The organism is Paenibacillus sp. E222, assembly GCF_013401555.1.
Classification (GTDB): domain Bacteria; phylum Bacillota; class Bacilli; order Paenibacillales; family Paenibacillaceae; genus Paenibacillus.
In genome coordinates this window covers 4430837-4444196 of the sequence record NZ_CP058552.1, presented here as the reverse complement: position 1 = coordinate 4444196, position 13360 = coordinate 4430837, and the positions used below count along the sequence as shown (strand labels likewise).

Below are 13360 nucleotides of genomic sequence, written 5' to 3'. Positions count from 1 at the left end.
CCTTTTTTATGATACAAATGGTTTTATTCATCTCTATTCATCTCTCTTCTGGTTCATATACAGACTGATATAAACGCAAAAAAAGCATGAATGAAAAGGGATGGTTACCTTTGTCACTCACGCTTGTCCTTATATCACCGTGTGGCAATTAACAGGGGACATCCTGTCCGTTAATAAATGACGGTTCAGGGTGCCCCTGCATTCTCTTAGTTTACGGCGACAAATTTCCATTGCTGGTTGGTTGCGTTTGTAAAATCGTTTTGCTGCAATTTGGCACCGTCTGCCGTTGAGGAACCTGTGACCTCAACAGCCTTGTTACTGTTTACGTTTATAATACTCCAGTATCCATTGCCCAGATCATTGATTTTGAAGTGCTGTGCAGTGGTATTCAAATTGCTCATGAGCTGAACTGCCTCTCCGTTGTTACTGGTCCCATTACGGATATCGATCACCTTATCCGGCGAATTCACGCTCGTCAAACTGTAAATTCCATTAGCAATCTGGGTCAGGACCCACTTTTGAGGATTGCCACCCAGATCCGACCATTGCTGAAGCTGCAAATTGTTCTCATTTACCCCACCCGGGACATCGATAACTTTGCCAGAATGTCTGGCCACAATCTTGTATGTCGCTCCCGGTGTCAATCCGGTTGATGGAGTGCCACCATTTGGATAAGACTGTGCGCGTTCATAGAACCAATTAAACAAAAAACGTCCCATTGCACTCCGTGAAGCATCACCGTCCCATTTCAAGCCTGCCGTTGGATCGGCAAAGGAGCTTCGTTCCCCGGCATCCAAAATGAATCCGTTCATATGTGCTGCGATACTGACATTGCCTGCCGCGTTGAAAATGGTCTTTGTATTGTTGCCAAAGCCTTCATTGCTGCCGTTGAACAGATTCCAGTATTCGGAATCGCCTGCTTTCTTTTTGAACCACGTGACTTCGGTGATGTTAATCGGATATTTATCAGCCGCAGCCTTCACATTCGTATTCCACTGATCTTGCAGAATCGACATGTTGTCATACGCTCCGTACCCCGGATACCAGTGAACGGCATAACCGTAATTGTTCAGCGGGTCTGTCAAAGGATGGCTTGCTGTAAGACTGTAGAATTGGTTATATCCCAAACCAGCGGCCCAGATGACATTATCCGCGCCTTGGCTGCGGATGGTTGAGATGATGGAGTTCTGGAAATTGCGCAGATCATTCCAGTGGTCCACGAAGTCGTTCTCGCCGTTGTAGCCGCCCCAATGACCGTTAGCGTACGATTTAACCGGCTCATTGATCAGCTCGAAGTGTACGTTGTCTGCGCTTTTAATTTCCGGGCGAGAAGCGAGATAACCCCAGATCTGATTGAACTTTTGCAGATTGGCTGCGGTCGTAGCTTGATCATCCTTCAATGTGAAGTCAAGTCCGAGTGTAACATAGACGCCTTTCGTTTTTGCATATTGGATATAAGGGATAATGACGTTCTGCGTTACCGTTTGTACACCGGCAAAATTGTAAGTACCTGCTGCTACATCGCCCATATCCTCACGGTCGATAAACAGACGAATCTGATTCATGTTCCAGCCGTGGCTGCTTCCGTATTTCGGACTGGTGCTCGTAAATGTATCGGTAATGTCCTTGAGATAAGCCAGCGTTGCGGCATGGCGATTGTTGCCGTTTCGAGTGAGATAATAGTTGCTGTTCTGGTAAGTCCAATAGGCACCAGAAGGCTGATGCCACCCACTCAGCAAGACTGGCTGGTTGCTGCTGTTGACCAGATTTTTCCCACTCACATGAAGCTTGCCCATGGGCATGCCAACCCACGCGTCCGCGCGACCCGATCCGAGTGGCGTGATGGACAGCAGCAAGGCCAGAATGAGCATAAATTTACAGTAATTCAACATCTTCTTCAACATAATCCCTCCTGAGCTTGAATGGTGAAACGTGAAAACAGACAGCATCACCTCCTTCACTGGACTGTATTGGGACTCTCCCTTGAAGCCCCTTCCGATGGAGAAGCATCATCCAACGATGCCCGTGCGTTCAACGCTCTCCACGAAGTAACGCTGTACAAACAAGTAAATGATAATTAAAGGCAAGATGGCCAGTAAAATACCTGTATCCTGTATCATGCTTAGATAAAAAGGATCGGCTTTGGATGCACCGTCGCTGACCTGCTGGGCCAGATTATACGGCAGCGAGGACAGCTGGGTTGACATCACTTTGCTGGATGTCAGGTAGGTTGTCGTATAGAAGCTGTCATTCCATTGCCACACGAAGGAAAATAACAGCACGGTCACAATGGAAGGGACCGCATTGGGCAGCATGATGCGTACAAAGGTGCGGCTGATGCCAGCACCATCAACGTAAGCCGCTTCCTCCACTTCCTTAGGAATGCCTCTGAAGAACTGGCGGAAGATGAAAATATACAGCCCTGCCTTGAGCGAATTGGCGGTTATGGCTGTCAGGATAAACGGCCAGTACGTATTCAGCAGATTTACGGGCTTGCCGGCGATCAATGTCATCAGCCCCATCAGATCAAAGCTCTTCAAGTTTAGGTACACCGGAATCAAGATGGTCGTTGGCGGAACCAGAATGGTCAAGATGACTCCGGCAAACAACAGATTGCTTCCTTTGAATTTCAAGCGGGCAAACCCATATCCGGCGAGTGCGCAGGAAAGCGTCGTCAAAATGGTCGTAGTGGCAGACAGTGCAAACGTATTGAGCAGCGTGGCCCAATAATCCATGACTCGAATGGCCTGCTTGAAATTGTCGATGGAGAAGTTTTGCGGAATCCAGACCACGACAGCCGAATACAGGTCGCTCTTATCCTTAATGGATGTCGATATTTTCTGAAATATCGGGAACAGGATCACGAAGGAGAGCCCGGTAATGAGCGTGAACCGCACAACAGACCACAGCCAGCTTTTCCACTGCTCAAGCGACAACAGCCTTGATATCATCAATCCGAACAACCTCCTTTCTAATCTTGATAGAAGACACGTTTGGAGAAAATAAGCGATACCACGATCAGAATAACGGCAATCGCCACGAAGTAGACCCACGCCATGGCTGAGCTCAGTCCAAAATCAAATTTGACAAAGCCCGTATCTCGAATCAGCGTAGTCATGGCATTGCTGGCAAAGGAATCGACGATGGTATAGATCACATTAACGAAAATAAGCGGGCTGACCATGGGGAACGTAATTTTCCAAAAAGCTTCATATCCCGTGGCTCCTTCCATTTTGGATGCCTCGTACAGCTGGGGCGAAATGGTTTGGATGCCTGCCAAAAAGATAAGAATCTGCACGCCAGATTGACTGACGATCTGGTAAATACGGTCAACCGCGCCGCTCAGATACATGACTACCCACTCGCTTAACCCTGCGTCCAGCATCAGGTTTTCGATTTCAAAGGTACCCAGAGCGCTGCCACCCGTACTGCTCTGGTTAACGGCCTCGATCAGACTGGTGCTATCCAGCGCCATGATGACGCCTGATGCCAAAATCACCGGCAGGAAAAAGATAGACCGCGCTATGGCCCGCCCCGGAAACTTCTGATTGAGAATGACGGCAAGGAACAGGCTGAATATGACGATCAGCGGCACATTGACGAGCACATCCGTTATGGATTCGATCAGCGCCCGGTTGAAGCTGGTATTGACCGTCAGCGCCTGAATATAGTTGGCGAGACCAGTGAACTGGATGGATATACCCTGCGCGTTCGCCTGAATTGAGCTTAGACTGTAACGCAGGGAAGCCAGCAGCGGAACAAAAAAGAACAGGACAAAGCCGATAAGCCAGGGAAGCACATAGATCACTCCCCAGGCCGCCTTCTGCTGGGCATAGGTCCGACGTCCCCACTTCCATTTCAGTAGCGCTTTCAGAGCTGCTCACCACCTGTCACATAACTTTTCGCTTCCACAGTTCGGCCAGCTGCCTGCACCGGGAAGTCGTTATAATTCACCAGAGCGAAGCCTCCGTTTTCGTATGTCGTTTGAAATACGCCTTCAGCCAGCTTTTCATGTGCTACCATGTTCAGCCCGGCGAATCGACGATTGGCCTCATTAACCTCTTCATACATCTCGGCTGCCAGGTCCAACCACTGCTCATAATGGGCGGCATACAGATCATCGTAATCCGTTTCCTTCACGATATGGTTCGGCGCGTTGAACCAAGTGAAATAGGGACTTGCTCCATACTCAACAAGCTTCAGAACATATTGTCTCGCATCAGTATACGTTGACAGATTGTAGGCAGCTCCGGTGTAGCTGATGCCACCGTGAACAACCAGCTGGAAGAACGGAATCTCTTCATCCTCCAGCTTGAAGCGGCTGCTGGACATCGGCGCATCTGTGAGACCCGTCACGTACGGCAGCGCATACGCATTACCGCCTTCGGCGACCACTGGCATCCCCTGCTGATTAATCTGCTTCAATGCCTCCGTGACAGCTGCTTGTGCTCCGGTGCGATCCAGCAGCTTTTTCGGATTCATATCGCTGTTCAGCTGCTCCGCCAGATCACGCAGGGACAATCCGCCTGCCTTATATGGCTTGATCGCTTTTAGCATGTCTTCTGTTACGTTACCCAGCAGGTTCGGAGAAAGGATATATGCCGGTTGTCGATTCCGGTCACGCCGCTGTCTTGCCGGGTCCATCGGATATAGAACCGCTGGCTCCTGCGTGAGCGATCGGGAAGCTTCGGAAGAAGGCTTGAAGCCGTTCTTCGCATGCACGTTCAGGACCGCTACATCAGGATAAAAGCCGATCCCGGCCTCACGGGCATAGTCGCTAAACGCCTGCATGCCTTTTCGTCCTCCCACCGCTCCGTCCACCTTGATGGAATCCGGCAGCCGATGAAGGAGTCCTCCGTTGAACCAGCCCGCGTAGCGCACCTGAATGTTGGATACTTGTTTTTCCTGGAGCTCGGACAAGATTTGCTGTGCCTCGTCAAACGTGGTCAACGCCTCATTCGATTCGTAAGGTATACCCATCAGGTGTTTTTTGGTGGTCATACTGCCGACAAGCTTCAGGTAAAACGGAATGCCCTTTTCTCCCTCAGCCGTTTGCTTCGCAGGAAGGCCGTCTGTCCGGGTTAAATAGTCCCGATACAGGGAGGCAAGACCGGAATAGGAGGCCTGCTCTGCTCCCGCAAAGGCGTAACGAACGACAAAATCGGATACCGTTGGCTTCTTTTGAAACTTGGGCAATGTCCGTACCATGTCGCTCGCCTGAAGCGTCACATCGCTTTTGTTCACAACGTAAAAGCTCGGATACACATTGTTGTAGCTGTTCAGCTTGCCGCTGATATCCGCATTAACCACCGCTGTAGCTGCACCTTCCTCGATGATGCCCAGGAACGCACCGCCCTTGCGAATCAGTCCGAAGACCGGCATCCTGGCCTTTTCCTCAGTCGAGTCCACTTCACGTAGTTTCATCGTCAGGTCCGGTCCATACACGTCCTGCTGATAGGCGGGATATTGAACCTTGCCATTATTGAAATGAATGAGCGCTCCTGAACCATCGGGTACAAACAGGGAGCCTTCATCCTCCGCTGCACCAGCACCGAAATAATCCAGCACGGATATGCTGTTGATTGGGTATTGTTCCGGAAAATGAATGCCGGATGCCGGCACGCGTACAACCAGTGCTTCGTCATCCAGCCCGTATTCGATGGATAACATAAACATGCGTGGTCCACTTTTTTCCTGCTCAATGCCATGCTCGGCATTGTCCAGTTGAAGGTCCTCGGGCGTGTAACCAGCTGTCTCGAAAGCCTTGAGTGCACGCGTTAGCTGAAGTCCCTGCATCGCCTTGTCGATTCGGACATAGATGCCTTCGTCCTTGTCCTCCGCATAGCCGACCTTCAAGGCACGCTGCCCGGCCTTATCGAGCGCGGCAAGCAGCTTCTGCTCGAAGCGTTCCTTGCTGATTTTCACAGGCAGATCCTCTATGGAGCTCTCATTGCTGCCAAACTGGTAGTTCACCCTTACGCCGTTTGGCAATGCTTCGTAGCTGATCTGCTGGTGGGCAACACTATCCGTATAGGAGTTAACCGAGCTGTTCTGTCCCAGACTGTTATAAAAGCTGAGCTTGGCCTGCGAAGACAGCAGGTCCTTGTTGATTCCCGCCGCAAGCGTATCCAGATTGCGCTCTTCCGGATTGCTGCGCCAGATCTGCCCGCTTTGCTTGTGAATTACCGCAATCTCGGCTGTCTCTTCCTGGATGAACAGCTGCAGCGCTTCATTCTGGGCAAGCCCGATCATGCCAGGCAGACGTGTATCGTTGAAGGATGAGGCCAACTTCTCCCCGGGCGGCAGCGCAGGCACTTCCGCTGGTTCATCCGAGTTCGCAGACATCCTGGCTTCAGGCATGGAAGCGGTCTGACACCCGCCAAGAAGCAGGCCGAATACGAGCAGGATCGCGATCATTTTTTTAGCGACGTACAAATTCATCTCCATTCTCCTTCCTTAGCCCCGGAGTACAAGTTCCTGATAGATGGTGGCTGCAAAGGACACAATCTGCTGCACCAGACTGAAGAACAGCAGGCAGAGAAATGCCATGAAGGCCATGGCAACCAGCGTCAGAAGCATGGTCAGCACCGTTTTGGCGGGTGTATATTGATGCACCGTCATATTGCCGACAAATAACAGGTATACCGTCCAGGCCGTGGCAGCCATGTTAAAGAAATAATAAAAGGCGGTTTCCTGCCCGGAAATGATCAGGCTGAGCCAAATCCATGGAAACTGAATCAAAATCAGTGGAACCAGTGCAAAACATGTGGACATGAAAATTTCCGAGAATTTGCCCTCTCCATCCATCAGCGTGGTCAGTGACCAGTTTGCTGTACACCAGAACAGCACCGGAACAATGACATAGACGATTTCCAGCAGGCTGTTCAATCGTTTCGGGTTGTTAAAATTGACTAGGAATCCGCTGTACTGGGCCTGAAGGATCGTTGTTACCGTTAACAAGCCCAAAATAGCCAAAGCGATCATGAGCGTTGTTCTCTGATTTCGCTCGTATTTCAGCTCCCAATACCCGTCAAACGGATGAAATATGAGATGCAGCGGATATTGGATCAGCTGTCTACTTGATGCCTGCATTTGTTGTCCCCCTTCTCTGTCTGCGAACGATGGTCACGGTTACCAGCACGGCAACAATCAGAAACAGTCCGGACATGATCCATGAGAAATGCTCGCGGAGCAGCTCTTTGCGAAACAGGAGAAACGCTTTGGAATACCCTTCCCGCTCCATGCTTCGCTTAAAATATTGCGCAGATTGCGCATAATCCTTCTGGCGCAGCAGCGCCTTTCCGATGCCAGCATAGGCATACTCAAGATTGGCATTCATATCTGCAGCCTTTGCAAAACTTGCCGCTGAGCCTTCCTCGTCTCCATTAAAATAACTTCGAACCGCTTCATGCAGTGTGCGTCCGTATTCTGTCGTTTGAAACACGGTAATCTCGCCTAGTGCTTTGTCCAACACTAGCATTCGGTCTCCCGCACGCTCCAGCGAAACTGGGGTGTTGAATTGGCCCAACCGGTTCCCGATACCTCCGAACATGTGGAGCAGATATCCATCTCCGTTATAGGTAAACACCCGCCCCATCTTGGCATCAAGCACGGAATACATATCGCTGTCCCCTACGTCCACATCAACCAGCCGGGAAGGACCTTTCTCATTCGTGTACAGCAAATCCCCCTGCGGCGGATAGTAACCTTCCCTTCTCAGGATGTCCGCACCCTGCGCATTCAGTTTCTTGATCGGCAATCCCTTCAAGTCCCCGCTCGTTGCATAAATGAAACCTTCTTCGTCAATGTCCATATTGGTGAATTCGGTCGGCGTGAACATGACCATCTGGCTGCGCTGCTGACGGGTTGCGAATCGTTTCCAGAGATACTCCACCGGGTCAACTGAGACTCTGTTGGCTCCGATAAAGGAGGCAAAGGAGCCGTCGGAATTAAACTCCATGAAGCCGTCAAAAACACCTTCTGCCATGACGTAAATCCGTTCGCCTTGATCCATAACAACCCGGAGCGGCTTGAATTGAAAGTCCGCTTTCAGCAGGTCAGATTGCGGCTGATCCACAATTTTAATCAACTGCCCCTGCTTATCCAGATGAACCACCCGCTGATGATCCGAATCCGCAACGAGCAGCTGCCCATCAACGGATACGTACAATCCCTGAGGATTTTTGAAATAATCCTTCTTTCCATCATGATCAAATGAATCGATAACCCGTATCAGCTTCAATTCCCGATCCAGCTCGACAATTCGGCTGTTGCCTGAATCCAGCACATAAACCCGCTCATCGGCTGTGACATGCATGTCGTTTGGTTCTTTGAATGTGCCAATCTTCAGCTCGGTGCCCGACACTATTCGGGTTGCCTCATACGCAGCAGGAGAGCTAACCGCCTCTCCCCAGTAGGAGTAGTTGTACGCATCCGTCTGACCATCGGCAAATGCCGTTGCCGCTGCATTTCCCAAACACAGGAGGCAGGCAAGACCCATCGTGAGCCATCCGCATTTTTTCCACATGTTTTTCAATATGTCGCTGCCCCCCTTCTACTCTTTCATACCGGAAGTTGCCATCGTCTGCATGACACTGCTCTGGGAGATGATGAACAGGACGATCGGCACGATCATGAGCAGAAGCGCTACCGCAGCGCCGACACCTGCACGGGCAATTCCTCCCTGGGTAATCTGACTGAGCGCATAATGCAGCGTTTTCAGATTTTCACTGTAAATGAAGCTTCCGCCATCGGTCCCCCACAGCGCCGGAAACTGCAAAATCATAAGCGTGAGCCAGGCTGGCTTCACGTTAGGCATTACGATACTCCAGAATATCCGGTATTCGTTGGCCCCGTCGATTTTTGCGGCCTCCAGCAGCGCATCCGGTATTTGCTCCATGAACTGCTTCATCAGGAAGAGTCCCAGGGAAAAAGCGAGTGAAGGCACAATAATGGAGGCATGTGTGTTGATCCATCCTAGCCAGGACATCACCATGTAGTTCGGAATCGCCGTGACGTGTGGTGAGAACATCAGGGACAGGATGACGATGGTAAACAGCACCTTTGAACCGGGAAACCGGTATTTGGCCAGCGGGTACGCTGCTGCGGAAGCCAGCAGGATATGGCCTGCCGTTCCAAGCAGCGTAATAATCAGCGTATTGGCAATGTATCTGGATAGAGGAACCCAGGAGTTGCCCATCAGATTGATCAGGTCCGCGAAATTTTCCATCGTCGGATTGTTCACCCAGAAGCGCGGCGGAAAAATAAACAGCTCATCTAGTGGTTTAAAGGCGTTGTTAACCGTATAGATCAACGGCAATACCATGAATGACCCGAACAGAGCCAGCAGTGCAAACAGCATCAGGCTGACGGTAAATGACCGATTCAGTTTTCTGGACATGCCGAAGACGGCGCGTACCTTGCTGGTCATTGTCATTCACCTATCTTTCTCAGCATTTTTTGTGTCAAAATGTTCGTTCCGAGCATCATGGCGAACAAAACGGTCGCAATGGCGGACGCATATCCCATCTCAAACCGAATGGTGCCATAATCCATCAGATGTGTTACGACGGTATGTGCCGCATAATTGACGCTGGGAAAACCAGCCAGCGCGATGGAGATTTCGGCTACGGCGAACGAGGCCGTAATCTGCATAACGGCGCCGAACATAAGCTGCGGTCTCATAGAAGGCAGTGTAATGTACCATAGCTCCTGCCAGCGGTTCTTGATACCATCCACAGTACCCGCTTCAACCAGCGATCGGTCGATCGTCTGGAGGCCCGCAATGAAGGCGAGGAAGCTCGTGCCAAGGCTGAGCCACAGCTGTACGAGGATGACGATCGCCAGCACGTACTTCTCGTTTGCAAGCCATAGGATCGGCTCCAGAATAACGCCGAGGCGCATCAGAAAACCGTTCATATATCCATAGCTGTCTCCCGAAAAAATGATCAGCCAGATGAAAAAAACGTTGCCTGAAATGGAAGGCGCATAGAACACAAGTGTCATGACGGCCCGAATTTTGGGCGACAACTCGTTGATGATCCACGCAAACAAAAAGCAGGCAATATAGCTGACAGGACCCGTAATAACGGCAAACAGCAGCGTATTTTTAAGAGCGATCAAAAAAACATCGTCGTTCAGGAACAGCCGCGAATAATTTTGCCAGCCGACAAATCGGGGCAGCTCCAGCATGTTGAAATGAAAAAAACTGAGGCCAAGCGAGAGGCCGACCGGAATGACCGTAAACAAGAAAAAGATCAGCATAAACGGTGCCATCAGTACGTAATAATGTCTGCTTAGGTACAAATCCCTTTTCAAAAGGGACCACCTGCTCGCCTGCCTGGCGTTAATGGCAGGCGCAGCGGGTGCCTTGGTGGTTTCTGCTTGCAACCGTTACCCTCCCTTCCTTCTACTTCAGATTGAATTCCTTGCGCTTGAGCTCGATTTCATCGTCAATGTACAGGACGTAGTCAGACAAGGCTTCGCGCGGATTTTCGTTCGCATTGACCACCTTGCGGAACGCGTTGTCGAGATGCCGGCCCGTAAAATATCCGCCGGGTACCTGGGGAATGCCCTTTACCCATTCCCACTGCTGCTCCAGGTTTTGATAATCCTTGACCGGCCAGGGCAGCTGCTCCAATGCTTCGATATTAGCGGTTGGATAACGCGCCGCGGCCCCCATCAGTCCCTCCATTTCCCTGCCATATTCAATCTGGGTCTGCTTGTCGGTCCACCATTTCATGAACGACCATGCAGCCTCCTTGTTCTTCGCGTTTTCCAGCATCATGACCGCACTTGTCGTGCTTGCAACCTCATGTCTTACAGAACCGTCCGCCAGCTGCGTGCCCGGAACGATGGTGAAATCCCACAGATTGCGGATCTCGGGAGCCATAACGGTCAACATGTTGTAGGTTGTGTAATCTGCAATGCCAAGCGGCATCTCCCCGGTACGGAAACGGTTTGGAAAATCAGCTTTAAGCGGAAATTTGTAATTGGTATAAAATTGCGTCCACCGCTTGAACGCATCCATGGAAATTTCCGAATCCAGCGCGCTCTCCTTTTGATCTTCCGAATAGAACTCGCCATCGTTCTGATATAAGAGCATGGCGAAGGTTGCGTTGGGTATCATGTTGGCATTGTTTGTTGTATCCTCGATTGGCAAATAGAACTCCATATTGTGCTTTTGCAGCACCGAGATGGCATTATACACGTCCTGCCATGTTTTGGGCGGCTCGAGGCCAAGCTCGTTCAGGACATCCTTGCGATAGAACAGCATTGGAAAATGCTGCTGCTCTGGAAGAGCATAGACCCCATTGTTATAGCGGTAAGGCGTCAGTCCACTCTCCCGAAATCGGCTTGCAACCTGCTCAAAGTCCGGGAATCCGCTCAGGTCGGCTGCCGCATTACGCATCGCGTAATTGACCGGAATATCCTCGCCCATCTGCATCGCTACATCCGGGCCTTCTCCAGCCAGCGTCGCAGGCAGCAGGATATTGGGCGGAACAAGTCGCAGCTGCACGGAAATATCCGTTTCCGGTGTGAAAGATTCATCAATCAGACCTTTCAGCACCTGAGCCTGGTCACGTCCGGTCGTAATCCATACCGTGATGGAATCCTTTTTCAGCTCCGTGTTGCCGATGCTGTCATAATCCTCGGTATAGGAAGCGACGTAGGCACCCACTTCGTGCTTCATTTGCTGCAGCAGAGTAGCCCCGGCCTCTGGCAGCTTCTGATCCGGTGAGGACACCAGGAGGTAATCCAGTGCAATAGGCTGTTCACGAACGGATAGAATCCATGTTCCCAACCCGCCCACATTGATCTTGAAGGTATCCAGACGTTTGGGCACCGTTTCCGGTCTTGCCGCCATATCCTCCAGCTGAACGACCATCGCATGCAGTACGGCTACCTTGTCGCTTTGCTCACCTGTCGCCTGCTCCAAATAGTTGGCAACCGAACGGAGGATGCCTGCCTGCCGCTTGAATACCTCGGTCATCTCGGGAATGCGCTGTTCAAGCTGGTAATCCCTCAAAGGATCAGGCTTGTTGGATGTAATCATCAAAATTTTGCGGTACATTTCATTAAGATCCAGCACGCTGGATTCCACCGTTCGCAGCAGCGGAGCGATATCCCCCAACGTAACCGTCATTCGCAAGCGATGTGTTCCTTTTGAGAGCCGGAACAGGTAAGGCTCGCTTTCGCCCAGTACCCGTGTCTGCCATTCGGGGCTGTAGGTAAAGCGAATACGTTCCACTTCCTTAAATGGAACCTTGCCGTCAATCATCAGGCTTCGTGTCGCATACACACCGCGAAGCTGGTCCTGCTTCACCTTGAGCGCAATCTGGTACAGGCCATCCTCCGGCACGTCTACATCCCATTCGATCCATTCGCCGGGCAGCTTCCAGTTGGTGCCTCCAATAGCATTGATCCGGATTTTGGATACATCGTAGGGCTCGAGGGAAGGACTCGACCGATCCGAGATCGGTGCAAGGGTTGGTGACGATTTACTCACCGCCTGTTCTCCCTGTACCTTGAGCATGACAGCTTCAGCCGGCTTCAATCCGGCCGATGCATAAGCGGTCTGCAGCTCTGCGTAAGACGGAATGTTCTCTTCCTGGTACAGCTCGATATAATCGATCGCCATGCTTTCGCGCAGCGAGGTCAGTGACAGCTTTTGTTTTCCCTTTTCAAAATAAAACTGGTACGGCTCCTCGAAGTAACCGGCGCTGTCCTTGAAGGCGGCAAGCTGCCAAACGGGCTTCTCCACCTGCCGTGGCCTGAGATCATTGCCGCGATCATCCCTTCGCACGCTGTCTTCCCGGTTCCCCCATGCCCTGTCAAATAACAGCACATCGGCTCCCCTGAAAGGAACCTCACCGTTAAGGGTCAGCTTCCGTTCAATGCCGGAGCTTTTGCCCGTGACAGAATAATAATGAATGCGGATCTGGTATAAACCGCTCGCCTGTACAGGGACTTCCCAGCTGATAGTGCCAGCTTCCGGGGTGATGACCGCTTTCCCGTCCAGTCCGGCATATCCATCGACAGTCTCGAACTCACCGTCGGCAGCGTGAATGAAGGATTCTCCTTCGATTCGCACAGCCTGCTCCGGCTTGGCTGCATCTGTGTAATTGGAAAGGTAATGCTCATAGCTGCGTGGGTCGTCTGTACCTGATACGGCTTCAAAATCCTCGCGCGCCTGAGCTATACCCGGACCGCGATCCCGCGCAGGGTAAATGCTCCATATGGAGAAGATCAACGCAATGACGAGCAGCAGGATCAGTCCTTTTTTCTTTCGTGACCGCATGTTCCAAAATGTCCCCCTTCCTTCTGGCGTGGAGCATGGCTAAGCTGTATCACTCTCCGG

General features: G+C 51.2%; 9 protein-coding genes. All 9 read right to left on the bottom strand.

Going from position 1 to position 13360, the window contains the following annotated elements:
* Positions 1-206 precede the first annotated feature (206 nt).
* The 9 genes from HW560_RS20090 to HW560_RS20050 all read right to left on the bottom strand — a co-directional run bounded on the left by HW560_RS20090 (position 207) and on the right by HW560_RS20050 (position 13300).
* Positions 207-1904 carry an RICIN domain-containing protein gene (locus HW560_RS20090; RefSeq protein WP_257031382.1) on the bottom strand — a complete coding sequence of 566 codons (1698 nt, stop codon included), beginning with the start codon at positions 1902-1904 and terminating at the stop codon, positions 207-209.
* A gap of 105 nt (positions 1905-2009) precedes the next feature.
* Positions 2010-2954, bottom strand: a complete 945-nt coding sequence (locus HW560_RS20085) for a carbohydrate ABC transporter permease (RefSeq protein WP_179264426.1) — start codon at positions 2952-2954, stop codon at positions 2010-2012.
* 17 nt (positions 2955-2971) lie between these two features.
* Complete coding sequence (locus HW560_RS20080; RefSeq protein WP_179265862.1) at positions 2972-3874, bottom strand: carbohydrate ABC transporter permease; 903 nt, start codon at positions 3872-3874, stop codon at positions 2972-2974.
* Complete coding sequence (locus HW560_RS20075; RefSeq protein WP_179264424.1) at positions 3871-6441, bottom strand: DUF5696 domain-containing protein; 2571 nt, start codon at positions 6439-6441, stop codon at positions 3871-3873. The genes HW560_RS20080 and HW560_RS20075 overlap by 4 nt, the downstream gene beginning before the upstream one ends.
* Positions 6442-6456: 15 nt before the next feature.
* Positions 6457-7092: a Yip1 family protein gene (locus tag HW560_RS20070; protein ID WP_090899347.1), complete on the bottom strand. Its 636-nt coding sequence runs from the start codon at positions 7090-7092 to the stop codon at positions 6457-6459.
* Positions 7076-8527: an NHL repeat-containing protein gene (locus tag HW560_RS20065; protein WP_179265861.1), complete on the bottom strand. Its 1452-nt coding sequence runs from the start codon at positions 8525-8527 to the stop codon at positions 7076-7078. Before HW560_RS20065 ends, HW560_RS20070 begins: the two co-directional genes overlap by 17 nt.
* Positions 8528-8554: 27 nt before the next feature.
* A complete protein-coding gene (locus HW560_RS20060; RefSeq protein WP_090899353.1) occupies positions 8555-9430 on the bottom strand; it encodes a carbohydrate ABC transporter permease in 876 nt (291 codons plus the stop codon).
* A gap of 2 nt (positions 9431-9432) precedes the next feature.
* The gene (locus HW560_RS20055; RefSeq protein WP_090899355.1) at positions 9433-10389 is read right to left on the bottom strand and encodes a carbohydrate ABC transporter permease; all 957 of its coding nucleotides are present in this window, start codon (positions 10387-10389) and stop codon (positions 9433-9435) included.
* Between the two features lie 19 nt (positions 10390-10408).
* Complete coding sequence (locus HW560_RS20050; RefSeq protein WP_179264422.1) at positions 10409-13300, bottom strand: extracellular solute-binding protein; 2892 nt, start codon at positions 13298-13300, stop codon at positions 10409-10411.
* Positions 13301-13360 lie beyond the last annotated feature (60 nt).

Coding starts and splice junctions, on each gene's coding strand:
- HW560_RS20050 (WP_179264422.1), bottom strand. CDS start 13,300: ATGCGGTCACGAAAGAAAAAAGGACTGATCCTGCTGCTCGTCATTGCG.
- HW560_RS20090 (WP_257031382.1), bottom strand. CDS start 1,904: ATGTTGAAGAAGATGTTGAATTACTGTAAATTTATGCTCATTCTGGCC.
- HW560_RS20065 (WP_179265861.1), bottom strand. CDS start 8,527: ATGTGGAAAAAATGCGGATGGCTCACGATGGGTCTTGCCTGCCTCCTG.
- HW560_RS20060 (WP_090899353.1), bottom strand. CDS start 9,430: ATGACCAGCAAGGTACGCGCCGTCTTCGGCATGTCCAGAAAACTGAAT.
- HW560_RS20075 (WP_179264424.1), bottom strand. CDS start 6,441: ATGAATTTGTACGTCGCTAAAAAAATGATCGCGATCCTGCTCGTATTC.
- HW560_RS20070 (WP_090899347.1), bottom strand. CDS start 7,092: ATGCAGGCATCAAGTAGACAGCTGATCCAATATCCGCTGCATCTCATA.